The following is a 15,681-nucleotide window of genomic DNA, read 5'->3' on the forward strand; positions in this document are numbered from 1 at the left end:
CGGTCAGCCGGAGCGGTGCCGGCCCTGCGGCTCCTGCCGCGGTAGCTGGGCCGTCTCGTCGGCGGACTGGACCGGCAGCACCTGCGTCGGGAGGTACAGCTGCCCGGTCGAAGCGTCACCGTCATCATCACCATCACCACTGGGCGGTTCGGCGGGCTCGTCGACGTGGACGTTGCGGGCGGCGATCAGCAGGCCGAGTACCGCACCCACCACGCACACGATCGCGGTGATCCCGAAGATATCGCCGTACATCGAAACGTAGGCCTCGCGATAGCGAATCGCCTGAGACGCCAGCCGTTCTTGCAGCGACATGGAGCCGGTGTTCGCCGCGGCCGACAGGTTGGCCAGGTGCTGATTGAAGCGGTAGAGGCCCCACGCGGACAGGCCCGCCATGCCGATCAGCATGCCGATCATCCGGGCCACGACGACGAATGCCGAGGCGATGCCGTGCTGTGCGGCAGGCACCACCCGCAGCGAGGCCGATGTCAGCGGGGCGATCACCAATCCGAGCCCCAGGCCCACGATCGCAAGATCGGTGTCCATCACCGGTAGCCGGAACAGCGCCAGGTTGTAGGTGTTGTCGAGCACGGTGATGGACCAGTGACTGATCATCCAGAAGCCACCGGCCGCGATCATCAGGCCGGCGAAGCTGACGATGCGGTCGCCGACCCTGGTGGCGATCCAGCCGCCGATCAGGGCACCGATCGGCAGCGCGATCAGGAACCGCAGCAGCAGGAACGCGGCGTCGTACTTGTCCTTGCCCAGCACGCCCTGGCCGAACAGTTCGACGTTGACCAGCGTGACCATCAGGGCGGCACCGGTGCACAACGACGCGGCCAGCGCGGCCAGGAACGGTCGGAACCGTACGCCCGCGGGTTCGATCAGCCGGGTGCGGGCCACCTTCTCCCAGACGAAGAATGCGACGGCCGCCACCAGCGCGCCGATCAGCACCGGAAGGCCCCAGCTGGGCAGCACCTGTTTGCCATCCGGTTCCGGGTTGTACAGGCCGACAACCGCCAGGCCCAGCGTGATCGCGAGCAGGACGCCGCCGATGACGTCGACCTTCTCGGGGTGCTCGCTCGGCTCCTTGCCCGGCAGGCTGAAATGGATCATCACCATGGCGATGACCGCCAGCGGCACGTTGATCCAGAACACCGACTGCCAGTGATGGAACAGCGCCACCGCGCCGATGCCGTACAGCGGACCGAGAACGCTGCCGAACTCCTGGGCGGCGCCGACGCCGCCCAGCACCGCGGCACGGTTACGCGCCGCCCACAGGTCGGCGGCCAGCGCCAGGGTCACGGGCAGCAGCGCCCCGCTCGCGGTGCCCTGCACCACGCGGCCGATGACCAGAGTGGTCAGGTCCCCTGAGAGCGCGGTGATCACCGAGCCGACCGCGAAACCGGCCAAGCCGATCTGGATCAGCATCTTGCGGCCGAACCGGTCCGAGGCCCGGCCCAACAGCGGCATGGCGGCGATGTAGCCCAGCAGGTAGCCCGTGATGATGGGCGTGACCTGCTGGATCTTGTTGATCGCGATACCGACGTCGGACATGATGTCGGTCATGATCGTGACCACGACGTAGGTGTCGAGGGCGCCGAGCAGCACGGCCAGGCTGCCCGCGCTGATCGCGATGTTGCGGTTACGGCCGGTGCGCACCGCCTGCGCGGCCTGCATCAGGACGCGGGCTTGGTGACGGTGACCTGCTTGCCCCAGTCAGTCAGCGTCATGGTGACGCTGTTGCCGGGGGTGGGTTCGAGCTTGGCCTGCAGGAGGGTGTGGTTTCCGTCCTCGGTGATCCACGCGGTTCCCGGGACGGGGCCTTCGGCCTTGAGCTGCGGGGCGATCTTGTTGACCGCGTCGGCGCTGACGGTGCCGGTGACCCGGACCGCTTCGGTGCCGTTGATGGATTCGCGGCCGTCGGCCTTGGGATCGCTGAAGTTGGCCAGCACATTGGCCAGGCCGTTGTCGGGGTTCAGGATCGCCGAGATGTCGTAGATGTTCGCCGCGGGTCCGTAGTTGGACAGCGGATCGCCGGGGGTGAGCGCGGCGTACAGATCGCCGCCTGCCACCACGAACTTCGCGTCGGCCAGCTTCTGGCCCGCGAACAGCAGGTCGGCGGTGCCCTGGGCGGCGACCTCGGGGGTGTTGGTCAGGTCACCGTCGAGCTTCTCCACCGGAAGCCCTTGGATGGTGCCCTGCACCGTCAGCAGCAGATGCACGCTCTGCTGGGCCTTGGTGCTGGCCGAAGACTCCTGCAGCAGCTGGGCCGCATCGGGCAGCGGGGCGTTCGACTTCTCCGAAGTGGAGGACGAGCAGCCGGCAACCAGGGCGGCCGCTGCGAAGAGAATTGCGAGTAAGGACTGGACTGCGAAGCGTGGGCGCGTCTGCATGACTGCATCGTAGAGGTTCGCGACAGCCGGGCGTTTTCTTCAACTCGCAGTCGGGCCGAATAGTCTGGTCGGCGTGTTCACCGGAATCGTTGAAGAGCTGGGTGTCCTGGTCGACAAGGCGGAGCTGACCGATGCCGCCCGATTCACCATCCGCGGACCCGTGGTCACCGCCGACGCCGGTCACGGCGATTCGATCGCGGTGAACGGGGTCTGCCTGACCGTGGTGGACGTCCTGCCCGACGGTGCGTTCACCGCCGACGTCATGGGGGAGACCCTCAACAGGTCGAGCCTGGGCGGCGTCGGGGTCGGCAGCCAGGTGAACCTGGAGCGGGCGGCCGCGGTCAACAGCCGCCTCGGTGGCCACATCGTGCAGGGCCACGTGGACGGCACCGGGACTGTGATTTCCCGCACGCCCTTCGACCACTGGGAAGTGGTCCGCATCGGGCTGCCCGCCGCGCTGTCGCGGTATGTCGTGGAGAAGGGATCGATCACCGTCGACGGGGTGTCGCTGACGGTGTCCGCAGTGGCCGACGAATGGTTCGAGGTCTCACTGATTCCCACCACGCGTGAACTCACCACCCTGGGGCAGGCAGCCGTGGGGACGACGGTCAACCTCGAGGTCGACATCATCGCCAAGTACGTGGAGCGGCTGATGACCGGTCCCGGTGAGTAAGAGCTGGCAATAACCGCTGGATTTCAGTGGTTCATACTGGAGTGGCGTTGGGTCCCGCATCGGGACCCGGCATTCGAACAGGCAAGGTGGCGCAGATGACCAGGCTCGATTCCGTCGAGAGGGCGATAGCCGATATCGCGGCGGGCAAAGCCGTGGTGGTGATCGACGACGAAGATCGCGAGAACGAGGGCGATCTGATCTTCGCTGCCGAGAAGGCCACCCCGGAACTCGTCGCGTTCATGGTCCGCTACACCTCCGGCTACCTGTGTGTGCCGCTCGACGGTGAGATCTGCGACCGGCTGGGCCTGCTGCCGATGTACGCGGTCAACCAGGACAAGCACGGTACCGCCTACACCGTCACAGTCGACGCGAAAAAGGATGTGGGAACCGGTATTTCGGCTTCCGACCGGGCCACCACCATGCGTGCGCTCGCCGATCCGTCCGCCGTCGCCGACGATTTCACCAAACCCGGCCACGTGGTTCCGTTGCGGGCCAAGGACGGTGGCGTGCTGCGCCGTCCCGGACACACCGAGGCCGCCGTGGACCTGGCCCGCCTGGCCGGGCTGCAGCCCGCCGGCGCCATCTGCGAGATCGTCAGCCAGAAGGACGAAGGCGACATGGCGCGCACCGACGAGCTGCGTGTCTTCGCCGACGACCATGACTTGGCGCTGATCTCGATCGCCGACCTGATCGAGTGGCGTCGCAAGCACGAGAAGCACATCGAGCGCATCGCCGAGGCGCGCATCCCGACCCGGCACGGCGAGTTCGTGGCGGTCGGTTACAAGAGCATCTACGAGGATGTCGAACATGTCGCGCTGGTGCGCGGCGACATCGCCGGGCCGGCCAGCGACGGTCACGACGTCCTGGTCCGCGTGCACTCCGAATGCCTGACCGGGGACGTCTTCGGCTCCCGGCGCTGTGACTGCGGCCCGCAACTGGACGCCGCGATGGCGATGGTGGCCCGCGAGGGCCGCGGCGTGGTGCTCTACATGCGCGGGCACGAGGGCCGTGGCATCGGTCTGATGCACAAACTGCAGGCGTATCAGCTGCAGGATGCCGGCGAGGACACCGTCGACGCGAACCTGAAGCTCGGCCTGCCTGCCGACGCCCGCGATTACGGCATCGGCGCGCAGATTCTGGTCGACCTCGGCATCAGGTCCATGCGGCTGCTGACCAACAACCCGGCCAAGCGGGTGGGTCTGGACGGTTACGGGCTGCACATCATCGAGCGGGTACCGCTGCCCGTGCGGGCCAACTCGGAGAACATCCGCTACCTGATGACCAAGCGGGACCGCATGGGTCACGATCTCGTCGGCCTCGAAGATTACGACGAAGCGGTGAGCATGGACGACTACGACGAGGCGGTGTACCTGCTCGGCGACCGTCGGCCGCCCACCGCGACCGATTCGGGATCGAGCCTGTGAGCGCCCACGGCGTTCCGGATCTGCCCCAGGTCGACGCCTCTGATGTGAAACTCGCCATCGTCGCGAGCACCTGGCACACCACGATCTGCGATGCGCTGCTGGAGGGCGCCCGCAAGGTCGCCGTCGAGGCCGGAATCGCCGATCCGAAAGTGGTGCGGGTGCTCGGTGCCATCGAAATCCCGGTGGTGGCACAGGCATTGGCCGCGACCCACGATGCGGTCGTGGCGTTGGGCGTGGTGATCCGCGGCCAGACACCGCATTTCGACTACGTGTGCGACGCGGTGACGCAGGGCCTGACCCGGGTGTCGCTCGACGCCTCCACCCCGGTCGCCAACGGTGTACTGACCACCGACAACGAGGCGCAGGCTCTCGATCGCGCCGGTCTGGCGGATTCGACCGAGGACAAAGGCGCCCAGGCGGCGGCGGCGGCGTTGTCCACCGCGCTGACGCTGCGGGAGCTGCGCGCCGACGCGTGACACAGATGACTGCACAAACCTGGGACATCGACGTCCGCCCCTATCGGACACCGTATTTCGCCTACGGTGCGGCACTGGTGATCTTCCTGGCGCACGTCGCGGTGGGGGTGCTGCTGAAGGTCGGCTCCACCGGGGTGCTCTTCCAAACCTCGGATCAGGTGGCCATCGCCTTGCTGGGAGCGATCATCGGCGGAGTGGTGCTGATGTTCGCGCGGCCCCGCCTGAAGGTGGGCCCGGCGGGGGTGGCGGTCCGGAACCTGATCGGGTTCAAGGTGATTCCCTGGTCCGACGTGCTCGGCGTGTCCTTTCCGGTCGGGGCCCGTTGGGCCAGGGTGGAGCTTCCCGACGACGAGTACATTCCGGTGATGGCGATCCAGGCGATCGACAAGGGGCGTGCGGTCGCGGCCATGGACGAGGTTCGCGACCTGATCGACCGGTACCGGTCAAACCTCGCCTGACACCGCGAGATCAGCCGGCGTCGCCCAGCACCTGGCCCTCACGGCGGGGGTCGGCCCCGCCGATCCAGCCAGACGACGTGCGTACCAGGGCTGAGAGCCCGCTGGACTGATCGGCCAGCGACACCTGATGCCCGAGTGCCCGCAGTCCCTCGACCAGCTGGTCACGGTCTCCGTTGGCGACGGTGTCGACCAACGGATGCTCGCCGCCGATGTTGGTGACGGGCGTGTTGGCCGCGCCGAAATCGATCATCGACACCGCCTGCTGCGGGTCCAGGTTCCAATCCATGATGCCCACAAGGGTTTTCACGACGTACTGGATGATCACCGCGCCGCCGGGGGAGCCCAGGACGGCATAGAGCGGACCGCGTTGCGGCCCCGCCTTGTCGAAGACCAGTGTCGGTGCCATGGTGCTGCGCGGGCGCTTGCCGGGCTGGACCCGGTTGGGTATCGGATGACCTTCGGTGCTGATCGGCTCGGCCGAGAAGTCGGTGAGCTGGTTGTTGAGCAGGAAGCCGTCGACCATGTGGAACGAACCGAAGGCGGACTCGATCGTGGTGGTCAGCGACGCGGCGTTGCCGAAGCTGTCGATGATGCTGATCTGGCTGGTGCCGTGCTCAGGTGCGGGCGGGATGGTCATCGGGGGCGCGAAGTCCCCGGGCGCGGCCACCCCCATCGTGTGGTTCCTCGAAATCAGGGCGGCCCGTCCCGTGAGGTAGGCGCCGTCCAACAGACGCTCGGGTGATCCGCCGGGTAGCGGGACGAAATCGGTGTCGGCCACGTAGCGGTCGCGGTCGGCGTAGGCCAGGCGCTCGGCCTCCGAGACCAGGTGCACCCCGGTCACCGACGGATGACCGCCGTTGCGGTCGACGCGGCTCGGCTTGTAGTTGCTCATGGGGAAGTGCTCCAGCATGCCCAGGGTGGCCGCCACCGCGATGCCGCCCGAGGAGGGCGGTGGCATACCGCAGACCTCCCGGCCGCGGTAGGTGGTGCACAACGGATCGCGTTGTTTGACGGTGTAGCCGGCGAGGTCCTGCTCGGTGATGGCACCCGGCGTGCGGCCGCCGGCCGGGTCGGCGGCCGCAGACACGACAGCGCGGGCGATGTCGCCGGTGTAGAACGCCTGCGCCCCCTCAGAGGCGATGGCGCCCAGCGTTTTCGCATACGCCGGATTCGTCATGCGGGTGCCGACGGGTTTCGGGCTGCCATCGGGGTTGAGGAAGTAGCCGCCGGCGGCGGGATCCAGCCGGAGTTGGGCGTCGGCGTCGTCGATGGCAGCCGCCAGTCGTGGGCTGATGTCGAATCCGCGATCGGCCATCGATACGGCCGGATCGAACAGATCGCGCCAGGTCTTCTTGCCGAACTGGCGATGCACGTCGTCGAGCAGCCTCACGATGCCCGGCACCCCGATGGAGCGGCCCGACGACCGGGCATCGGGTTTGGGGCCGCTGCGGTCGGTCTCGGACACCCAGCGCAGGTAGTTCTCGGTCGCCGCGGCCGGCGCGGTTTCTCGTCCGTCATATGCGCGTACCGCATTGCCGGCCGCGTCGTAGTACAGCAGGAAGCCGCCGCCGCCGATGCCGGAGGACTGTGGTTCGACGAGGCCGAGCACGGCCTGCGCGGTCACCAGCGCGTCGGCCGCGGTGCCGCCGTCGCGCAGCACCTTGCAGGCGGCTTCGGTCGCCAGCGGGTTGGCGGTCGCCACCGTGTAGGTCGCGGTGCGGACGGCGGTCATGTCGCTGCGGTAGCCGGTGCCGATTTCGGGGTTGGTCGCCGGGTCCCGGGACGGTGGTGGCGCGGGCTGCGGGGCCGCGGTTGGCGGGCGCACGGTTGGCGGGGGCGGTGCACGAGGAGGTTTGGGTAGCGGAGTGCCGTTGGACAGGATCTGACACGGTCCGGCGTCGGACGTCGCCGGGCGCCGACTGCCATCGGCGCATCCGGCAAGGATCACGGCGAGGACACTGAGCAGGGCGATGACCGAACGGGTGGACGCCAGCAACCGCACAGTTCGACGGTAGCGGAGTTCCGTCGGATCGCGGCAGTAACCTGGAAACCGTGCCCGATCCAGCGACGTACCGGCCGGCGCCCGGATCGATACCAGTGGAGCCGGGCGTGTACCGGTTCCGGGACCCACACGGCCGCGTCATATACGTCGGTAAGGCCAAAAGCCTGCGTAGTCGGCTGACCTCGTACTTCGCCGACATTTCGAGCCTGGCGCCACGCACCCGACAGATGGTGATGACGGCGGGCAGTGTCGAGTGGACGGTGGTCACCACCGAGGTCGAGGCTCTGCAGCTCGAGTACAACTGGATCAAGGAGTTCGATCCGCGCTTCAACATCCGCTACCGCGATGACAAGACGTATCCGGTGCTGGCGGTCACCCTCAACGAGGAGTACCCGCGGCTGATGGTGTATCGCGGGCCGCGGCGCAAAGGTGTGCGCTACTTCGGCCCGTATTCGCATGCGTGGGCGATCCGGGAGACACTCGACCTGCTCACCCGGGTGTTTCCGGCCAGGACGTGCTCGGCCGGAGTGTTCAAGCGGCACAGGCAGATCGACCGTCCGTGCCTGCTCGGCTACATCGACAAGTGTTCCGCGCCGTGCATCGGCCGGGTCAGTGCCGAGGAACACCGCCGCATCGTGCTGGATTTCTGCGACTTCCTGGCCGGCAAGACCGACCGGTTGGCCCGCGACATGGAACAGCAGATGACGGCGGCGGCCGAGGAGCTGGACTTCGAGCGGGCCGCCAGGCTGCGCGACGACATCGCGGCGCTCAAACGCGCGCTGGAGAAACAGGCCGTGGTGCTCGGCGACGGTACGGATGCCGACGTGGTGGCATTCGCCGACGATGATCTCGAGGCGGCCGTGCAGGTGTTCCACGTGCGTGGCGGCCGGGTGCGGGGTCAGCGCGGTTGGATCGTCGAGAAGTCTTCGGAGCCGGAGGCGACCCGTGATTCGGAGCCGGAGGACCAAAGTCAGTCCGGGCGACAACAATTGGTCGAGCAGTTCCTCACCCAGTTCTACGGCGAGCAGGCCGAACTGGGCGGCGCGGCCGACGAGGCGACCAACCCGGTGCCGCGGGAGGTGCTGGTGCCGGTGCTGCCGCCGAATGCCGACGAACTGTCGGCATGGTTGTCGGGCCTCCGCGGCTCTCGGGTGAGCCTGCGCGTGCCGGTGCGCGGCGACAAACGCACACTGGCCGAGACAGTTCAACGCAATGCGCGCGAGGCGCTGGCCCAGCACAAACTCAAACGGGCGGGCGACTTCAACGCCAGATCGGAAGCGCTGCAGAGCATTCAGGATTCCCTCGGTCTGGCAGACGCGCCGTTGCGGATCGAATGCGTGGACATCAGCCATGTGCAGGGCACCGACGTGGTCGCCTCGCTGGTGGTGTTCGAGGACGGGGTGCCACGAAAGTCGGACTACCGGCACTACGCGATCCGCGAGGCCGCCGGTGAAGGACGCTCGGACGACGTCGCCTCCATCGCCGAGGTGACCCGGCGCCGTTTCCTGCGGCACACGAGCGATACCCAGCCCGAGGCGGGGGCCGACCAGCGTCCGCGCCGATTCGCCTATCCGCCCAATCTGTTCGTCGTGGACGGCGGCGCCCCTCAGGTCAATGCGGCGGCCGCGGTGCTCGAGGAACTGGGCGTGACCGATGTCGCGGTGATCGGACTGGCCAAGCGCCTGGAAGAAGTGTGGGTACCTTCGGAACCCGATCCGATCATCTTCCCGCGCAACAGCGAGGGTCTGTACTTGCTGCAGCGTGTGCGCGACGAGGCACACCGGTTCGCGATCAGCTATCACCGCAGCAAGCGGTCCAAGCGGATGACCGCGTCGGCCCTCGACTCGGTGCGGGGTTTGGGTGAGCAGCGTCGCAAGGCGTTGGTGACGCACTTCGGATCCGTGGCGCGACTCAAGGAGGCGACGGTCGAGGAGATCACCGCGGTGCCGGGGATCGGTGTGACGACGGCGAAGGCCGTCCTCGCTGCGCTCGGCGGCGGGCCGCCCATCGAGCACGGCGGTGGGCCGCCAATCGAGACGAGCGGGGATGGCCCGCGAAGTGAGAACAGCGCCGGACTGGGCGATTCAGGGGCGCCCGCAACGGTTATCGAGGATGATCGACGCAGGGTGTCGGGATGACAGGTAACGGGGACATGGAAAGCCAGGCGGATCGCGCATGAACGAACATCTGCGCGAGGGCGGCATCGTGGGTGGTGCGGACGCCGACCCGGAAATCGACGTGGTGCTGGTCACCGGCTTGTCCGGGGCCGGGCGCGGTACCGCTGCGAAGGTGTTGGAGGACCTCGGCTGGTATGTCGCCGACAACCTGCCGCCGGAGCTGATCGCCCGCATGGTCGAGTTGGGGTTGGCCGCCGGATCGCGCATCACCCAGCTGGCTGTGGTGATGGATGTGCGCTCGCGCGGTTTCACCGGCGATCTCGATTGGGTGCGCAACGAATTGGCGGCCCGCAGCATCACCCCTCGGGTGCTGTTCCTTGAGGCGTCCGACGACATCCTGGTGCGTCGCTATGAGCAGAACCGGCGCAGTCACCCGCTGCAGGGCACGCAGACCCTGGCCGAGGGGATCGCCGCCGAGCGGGCGTTGCTGGCGCCGGTGCGTGCGGCGGCCGATCTGGTGATCGACACATCGGCGCTCCCAGTGCCGGCGTTGCGTGAGAGCATCGAGCGTGCGTTCGGCGGCGAGACCGTCGCCTACACGAATGTCACCGTGGAGTCGTTCGGCTACAAGTACGGGCTGCCGATGGACGCGGACACGGTGATGGACGTCCGGTTCCTGCCGAACCCGCACTGGGTTGACGAGTTACGCCCGCACACCGGTCAACATCCGGATGTGCGTGACTATGTATTGGGACAACCGGGGGCCAGGGAATTTCTCGACACCTACCATCGTCTGTTGGACGTGGTGATCGCCGGATACCGCCGGGAGGGGAAGCGTTATATGACCGTCGCCATCGGCTGTACCGGCGGCAAACATCGCAGCGTGGCGATCGCCGAGGCGCTGGCGCAGCGGTTGCAGGGTGGTGACGGGCTCACCGTGCACGTGCTGCACCGGGATCTGGGGCGCGAATGACATCCCGCGCGCGAGGAGTACGAATGAATCCCGCACGCGAGGAGGATAATTGACCCCGCGCATCGTGGCCCTCGGCGGAGGGCACGGGTTGTACGCCACCCTGTCCGCGGCTCGCCGGCTCACACCGCACGTGACGGCCGTGGTGACGGTTGCCGATGACGGTGGGTCCTCGGGCCGGCTGCGCAGCGAACTCGATGTGGTGCCACCCGGCGATCTGCGGATGGCGTTGGCGGCGTTGGCCTCCGACAGCCCGCACGGTCGGCTGTGGGCGACGATCATCCAGCACCGGTTCGGTGGCAGCGGCGCGCTGGCCGGCCACCCGATCGGCAATCTGATCTTGGCGGGCCTCAGTGAAGTGCTGGCCGATCCGGTCGCCGCCCTCGACGAACTCGGCCGCATCCTGGGCGTGAAGGGCCGGGTGCTGCCGATGTGCCCGATCGCCCTGCAGATCGAGGCCGACGTCGCGGGGCTGGAGACCGATCCGCGGATGAGCCGGGTGATCCGCGGTCAGGTGGCGATCGCCACCACGGTGGGCAAGGTGCGCCGGGTGCGGTTGCTGCCCGGCGATCCGCCGGCCACCCGGCAGGCCGTGGAGGCCATCATGAGTGCCGATCTGGTGGTGCTCGGCCCGGGGTCCTGGTTCACCAGTGTGATCCCGCACGTATTGGTGCCTCAGTTGGCGGCGGCGTTGCGTTCGACAACAGCGCGGCGTGCGCTGGTGTTGAATCTCGCGGCGGAGCCGGGTGAAACGGCGGGCTTCTCGGCCGAGCGTCACATCCACGTTCTGGCCCAGCACGCCCCGGACTTCAGCGTGCATGACATCATCGTCGATGCCAGCCGGGTGCCGAGCGACCGCGAACGGGAGCAACTCAGCCGCACGGCCAACATCCTCAATGCCCGCGTTGAGTTTGCTGACGTGTCCCGACCTGGTACACCTTTACATGATCCGGCGAAGTTGGCCGCGGTGCTTGAGGGTGTCCGATTGCGCGCGATGGCGCCCGGGGCCGTGCAGGAGCCCACCGTTCCCACGCCCGCTGCGAGGTCGGTCGACGTGGCGCACCAGGAGCCGGCGCCGAACACACCGAGAGGGGACGATCCGTGGCGATGACAGCCGAGGTGAAGGACGAGCTGAGCCGCCTCGTAGTCAACTCGGTCAGCGCTCGCCGCGCGGAGGTGGCCTCGTTGTTGCGTTTTGCCGGCGGCCTGCACATCGTGGCCGGCCGAGTGGTGGTCGAGGCCGAGGTGGACCTCGGGATCATCGCGCGCCGCCTGCGCAAGGACATCTACGACCTCTATGGGTACAACGCCGTGGTGCACGTCCTGTCGGCCAGCGGCATCCGGAAGAACACCCGCTATGTGGTGCGAGTGGCCGCCGACGGCGAAGCGCTGGCCCGGCAGACCGGCCTGCTCGATCTTCGTGGCCGTCCGGTGCGTGGCCTGCCCGCGCAGGTGGTCGGCGGCAGCGTCGGCGATGCCGAGGCCGCGTGGCGTGGTGCCTTCCTCGCCCACGGATCGTTGACGGAACCGGGACGCTCGTCGGCGCTGGAAGTCAGCTGCCCCGGTCCCGAGGCGGCGCTGGCCCTGGTCGGCGCGGCCCGGCGGCTCGGCGTCAGTGCCAAGGCCCGCGAGGTGCGTGGCAGTGACCGGGTCGTGGTGCGCGACGGCGAGGCCATCGGCGCCCTGCTGACGCGCATGGGCGCCCAGGACACCAGGTTGACGTGGGAGGAACGGCGCATGCGCCGCGAGGTCCGCGCCACGGCCAATCGCCTGGCAAATTTCGATGACGCCAACCTGCGTCGGTCGGCGCGCGCTGCGGTGGCCGCGGCTGCCCGGGTTGAACGTGCGTTGGACATCCTGGGTGAAGGGGTGCCGGACCACCTGGCGGCGGCGGGCAAGCTGCGGGTCGAACACCGTCAGGCGTCTTTGGAGGAGCTGGGCCGGCTCGCCGACCCGCCGATGACGAAAGATGCTGTGGCCGGGCGCATTCGGCGACTGCTGTCCATGGCCGATCGCAAGGCCAAGCAGGAAGGGCTTCCCGACACCGAGTCGGCGGTGACCCCGGACCTGCTCGACGACGCCTGAGTCGCGCGAAAGCGACTGCACGGCAAGCGATTACAGTCAAGAGTACGTAGTCGATGCCGTGAAAAGGCCGACACGGCAACGGCTGTCGGCCCCAGCGTGCAGCAGCTACCGGTCCGCGGCGATGAGGTAGGCGCGGCGGTCCGCGTCGTTGCCGCAACCAGCCGGTTCGTCGTGTTCGCGGCACCCCGACGTCACTGCGGCGTTGTAGTGTGTGGCGACGAACTTCGACGTCAACCCCACGATTGAGGCAGCGGCCGCGATGCGACTGATTCTTGAGCTGATCCGCCCGTACCGGTTGCTGGTCGCCGGAATCTTCGCGGTACTGCTGGTACAGATCGCCACCGGCCTGGCCGCACCCTGGCCGTTGAAGGTCGTGCTGGACAGCGTGGTCGGGCACCACCCGCTGCCGGGTTGGCTGCACGGTCTGCTGCAGCCGCTGCTCGGCGGCGAGGGCAAGATGCACATCGCCGGTCTGGCCGCGATCATGGTGTTCGCCATCGCGGTGGTCGCCGCGATCGCGTCGTATGTGGCCAATTACCTCACCGAAACTGTTGGCCAACGGATCGGCAACGACCTGCGCACGCGCGCCTACCACCACCTGCAGCAGCTCTCGCTGAACTACTTCGACACCCACCGGGTGGGGCCGATCCTGAGCACGCTCACCGACGACGTCGACACCATCCAAGGGTTCGCGTCGGCCTCCACGCTGGGCATCGCGACCGACCTGCTGACCATCGTCGGGATGCTGGCCATGATGCTGTGGCTGCAATGGGATTTCACGCTCATCGCCCTGGCTGTGGCGCCGCTGCTGCTGCTGTTCGTCTCGCGGATCCGTAAGGCCGTCAAGGCGGCGACACACGAAGTGCGCAAGCGCGAATCCGACATCGTCGCGGTCGCGGAGGAAGGCCTGCAGTCGATTCGGGTGGTCAAGGCATTCGACCGGGAGGACCTGCAGGAGCGCCAATTGGCGGACGCCGGCCAGCAGGCCGTCGATGCCGCGCTCAACGCCAGGCGGGTCAAGTCGGTGGTATCGCCGATCGTCACCGTCGTGGTGGCCGCCTGCACGGCGGTGGTGTTGTGGCGCGGGTCAGCGCTCATCCTGGCCGGCGCGATGACGGCGGGCACGCTGACGGTGTTCATCTCCTATCTGGCGTCGTTCTTCAAGCCGGTGCAGGATCTGGCCAAGCTCACCAACACCATCGCGATGGCCTCGGTCGGGGTGGACCGGGTCAACGCGCTGCTGACAGCCGAGACGTCGGTCGAGGAGAAACCCGACGCGATCGAACCCGAACAGATCGAGGGTGCGATCAGCTTCGAGCGGGTGGCGTTCAGCTACGACAGCGAGACTCCCGTGCTGCGGGATGTCACCTTCGACGTGAAACCCGGCCAGCTTGTCGGCGTCGTCGGGCACACCGGAAGCGGAAAATCCAGTCTGGTCAGCCTGATTCCCCGGTTCTACGACCCGAGCAACGGCACCGTCCGCATCGACGGCATCGACCTACGCGACTACAAGCTGCACGACCTTCGCCGCCAGATCGCCTACGTCCTGCAGGACACGGTCCTGTTCCGGGGCACCATCCGCGACAACATCGCTTTCGGCCGGCCCGACGCCGACCACGACGAGATCGTCGAGATGGCCAAACTGGCCAACGCGCACGAGTTCATCTCCGCGATGCCGCAGGGCTATGACAGCCCGGTCGGCGAGCGGGGGCTCACCCTCTCGGGCGGCCAGCGTCAGCGCATCGGTATCGCCCGCGCCCTCATCCGCAACAGCCCGATCCTCATCCTCGACGAACCGACCGCCGCCCTGGACGCGGAGTCCGAGCACCTGGTGATGTCAGCGCTGCAGCGCCTGATGAACGGACGCACGGTCATCACCATCGCGCACCGCCTCAGCACCATTCGCGACGCGGACAAGATCGTCGTGCTCGAGGAGGGTCGTGTGGTCGAAGAGGGATCACACACCGAACTGCTCACCGCAGGCGGCAGATACGCCGAATTGCACCGCATCCAATACGAGGACGAGACATCGTGACGCGTTCGCTGATCATCCTGCCCGACGACTCCGCCAAGCCGGTGCTCGACGCGATCGGCGCGTCCACCCGATCGGTGCGGATCAAGATGTTCGCCTTCAACCACGTGGCGCTGCTGGAGGCGGTGGTGGCGGCCCACCGGCGCGGCGTCGATGTCAAGGTCATGCTCAACCCTGAGCGTCGCGACGGGGAAACCGACAACGACGTCGCGCGGGAGACGTTGCAGCGGTTCGGCATCGAGGTCCGTGCCAGCAACCCGGCCTTCGATCTGACCCACGAGAAGTCGATGATCGTCGACGACGACCTCGCGTTCGTCGAGTCGTTGAACTGGACCGAGGAGAACTTCACGGTGACGCGCGATTATGCCGTCGTCACCCCCAGCGCCTACGAAGTCGCCGAGATCATCGACTGCTTCGAAGCCGACTGGGCGCGGGAGGACTTCGATCCCGGCGGCGGGGCCCACCTGATCTGGTGCCCCACCAACGGCAGGCATCGCATCGCCGAATTCATCGACAGTGCCGAGCACACCCTGTTCGTCCAGAACGAGCGCTATCAGGACCCGGTGATCATCGAGCGCCTGGTCCGGGCGGCGCACCGCGGAGTGAAGGTTCACGTCATGGCCCGCGCGGCCCACCACCTCAAGTCGGGCAAGCTCCTCGAAGGCGTCAGCGGGATGCGCATCCTCGACGACGTGGGTATCAAGATCCACCGGCTCAAGCACATGAAGCTGCACGCGAAGATGATCCTGGCCGACCACGAGCGTGCCATCGTCGGTTCGATCAACTTCTCCCCGGGCAGCTTCGACCACCGGCGCGAGCTGGCCATCGAAGTGACCGATCATCACATCATCAAGCGCCTGAACGATGTCGCCCACCACGACTGGAAACACTCTGCGCCGATGGACCTGTCTGATGAGGGCCTGATCGCCGATCTGGTCGGTCAGGACCCGCACGAACTCGACCAACTCGCCCTACGCGACCCCGACATCTGATGCACTGACCGGGCCGCACAGTCCGCAGGCTGCACTACTAGGCTGGCGACGAGCAGTGT

General features: G+C 67.6%; 13 protein-coding genes. 10 read left to right on the top strand and 3 right to left on the bottom strand.

What is annotated here, in order from left to right:
- Positions 1-3: 3 nt before the first annotated feature.
- Together QQ25_RS15450 and QQ25_RS15455 are read right to left on the bottom strand one after the other, a co-directional pair.
- Positions 4-1,677: an MFS transporter gene (locus QQ25_RS15450; RefSeq protein WP_039379466.1), complete on the bottom strand. Its 1,674-nt coding sequence runs from the start codon at positions 1,675-1,677 to the stop codon at positions 4-6.
- The gene (locus QQ25_RS15455; protein WP_039379468.1) at positions 1,677-2,393 is read right to left on the bottom strand and encodes an LppX_LprAFG lipoprotein; all 717 of its coding nucleotides are present in this window, start codon (positions 2,391-2,393) and stop codon (positions 1,677-1,679) included. The genes QQ25_RS15450 and QQ25_RS15455 overlap by 1 nt, the downstream gene beginning before the upstream one ends.
- Before the next feature lie 73 nt (positions 2,394-2,466).
- Between QQ25_RS15455 and QQ25_RS15460 the strand changes: the two genes are divergently transcribed.
- The 4 genes from QQ25_RS15460 to QQ25_RS15475 all read left to right on the top strand — a co-directional run bounded on the left by QQ25_RS15460 (position 2,467) and on the right by QQ25_RS15475 (position 5,424).
- Positions 2,467-3,066, top strand: coding sequence for a riboflavin synthase (locus QQ25_RS15460; RefSeq protein WP_039319732.1), 600 nt, complete (start codon positions 2,467-2,469; stop codon positions 3,064-3,066).
- 95 nt (positions 3,067-3,161) lie between these two features.
- Complete coding sequence (locus QQ25_RS15465; protein WP_039319735.1) at positions 3,162-4,490, top strand: bifunctional 3,4-dihydroxy-2-butanone-4-phosphate synthase/GTP cyclohydrolase II; 1,329 nt, start codon at positions 3,162-3,164, stop codon at positions 4,488-4,490.
- On the top strand, positions 4,487-4,966 hold the full coding sequence (gene ribH, locus QQ25_RS15470) for a 6,7-dimethyl-8-ribityllumazine synthase (RefSeq protein WP_039379469.1): 480 nt from the start codon (positions 4,487-4,489) through the stop codon (positions 4,964-4,966). Before QQ25_RS15465 ends, ribH begins: the two co-directional genes overlap by 4 nt.
- 5 nt (positions 4,967-4,971) lie before the next feature.
- The gene (locus QQ25_RS15475; protein ID WP_039380007.1) at positions 4,972-5,424 is read left to right on the top strand and encodes a PH domain-containing protein; all 453 of its coding nucleotides are present in this window, start codon (positions 4,972-4,974) and stop codon (positions 5,422-5,424) included.
- Positions 5,425-5,434: 10 nt separating this feature from the next.
- Here QQ25_RS15475 and QQ25_RS15480 read toward each other — a convergent pair whose 3' ends face one another.
- Complete coding sequence (locus tag QQ25_RS15480; protein WP_201774230.1) at positions 5,435-7,426, bottom strand: gamma-glutamyltransferase family protein; 1,992 nt, start codon at positions 7,424-7,426, stop codon at positions 5,435-5,437.
- 50 nt (positions 7,427-7,476) lie between these two features.
- Between QQ25_RS15480 and uvrC the strand changes: the two genes are divergently transcribed.
- The 6 genes from uvrC to QQ25_RS15510 all read left to right on the top strand — a co-directional run bounded on the left by uvrC (position 7,477) and on the right by QQ25_RS15510 (position 15,622).
- On the top strand, positions 7,477-9,564 hold the full coding sequence (uvrC, locus tag QQ25_RS15485; protein WP_039379471.1) for an excinuclease ABC subunit UvrC: 2,088 nt from the start codon (positions 7,477-7,479) through the stop codon (positions 9,562-9,564).
- Between the two features lie 37 nt (positions 9,565-9,601).
- Positions 9,602-10,516 carry an RNase adapter RapZ gene (gene rapZ, locus QQ25_RS15490; RefSeq protein WP_052235836.1) on the top strand — a complete coding sequence of 305 codons (915 nt, stop codon included), beginning with the start codon at positions 9,602-9,604 and terminating at the stop codon, positions 10,514-10,516.
- Between the two features lie 49 nt (positions 10,517-10,565).
- On the top strand, positions 10,566-11,624 hold the full coding sequence (gene yvcK, locus QQ25_RS15495) for a uridine diphosphate-N-acetylglucosamine-binding protein YvcK (protein ID WP_039319740.1): 1,059 nt from the start codon (positions 10,566-10,568) through the stop codon (positions 11,622-11,624).
- Positions 11,621-12,598 carry a DNA-binding protein WhiA gene (gene whiA, locus QQ25_RS15500; protein ID WP_101906283.1) on the top strand — a complete coding sequence of 326 codons (978 nt, stop codon included), beginning with the start codon at positions 11,621-11,623 and terminating at the stop codon, positions 12,596-12,598. Before yvcK ends, whiA begins: the two co-directional genes overlap by 4 nt.
- A 259-nt stretch (positions 12,599-12,857) precedes the next feature.
- A complete protein-coding gene (locus QQ25_RS15505; RefSeq protein WP_039320604.1) occupies positions 12,858-14,633 on the top strand; it encodes an ABC transporter ATP-binding protein in 1,776 nt (591 codons plus the stop codon).
- Positions 14,630-15,622, top strand: a complete 993-nt coding sequence (locus tag QQ25_RS15510; RefSeq protein WP_039319745.1) for a phospholipase D-like domain-containing protein — start codon at positions 14,630-14,632, stop codon at positions 15,620-15,622. Before QQ25_RS15505 ends, QQ25_RS15510 begins: the two co-directional genes overlap by 4 nt.
- Positions 15,623-15,681: the final 59 nt, after the last annotated feature.

The organism is Mycolicibacterium setense (assembly GCF_000805385.1).
GTDB classification, from domain to species: Bacteria; Actinomycetota; Actinomycetes; order Mycobacteriales; family Mycobacteriaceae; genus Mycobacterium; species Mycobacterium setense.

Excerpts from the sequence above, each read along its gene's own strand:
- QQ25_RS15450 (WP_039379466.1), bottom strand. The coding sequence starts at position 1,677 with ATGCAGGCCGCGCAGGCGGTGCGCACCGGCCGTAACCGCAACATCGCG.
- QQ25_RS15455 (WP_039379468.1), bottom strand. The coding sequence starts at position 2,393 with ATGCAGACGCGCCCACGCTTCGCAGTCCAGTCCTTACTCGCAATTCTC.
- QQ25_RS15465 (WP_039319735.1), top strand. The coding sequence starts at position 3,162 with ATGACCAGGCTCGATTCCGTCGAGAGGGCGATAGCCGATATCGCGGCG.
- QQ25_RS15475 (WP_039380007.1), top strand. The coding sequence starts at position 4,972 with ATGACTGCACAAACCTGGGACATCGACGTCCGCCCCTATCGGACACCG.
- rapZ (WP_052235836.1), top strand. The coding sequence starts at position 9,602 with ATGAACGAACATCTGCGCGAGGGCGGCATCGTGGGTGGTGCGGACGCC.
- whiA (WP_101906283.1), top strand. The coding sequence starts at position 11,621 with ATGACAGCCGAGGTGAAGGACGAGCTGAGCCGCCTCGTAGTCAACTCG.
- QQ25_RS15505 (WP_039320604.1), top strand. The coding sequence starts at position 12,858 with ATGCGACTGATTCTTGAGCTGATCCGCCCGTACCGGTTGCTGGTCGCC.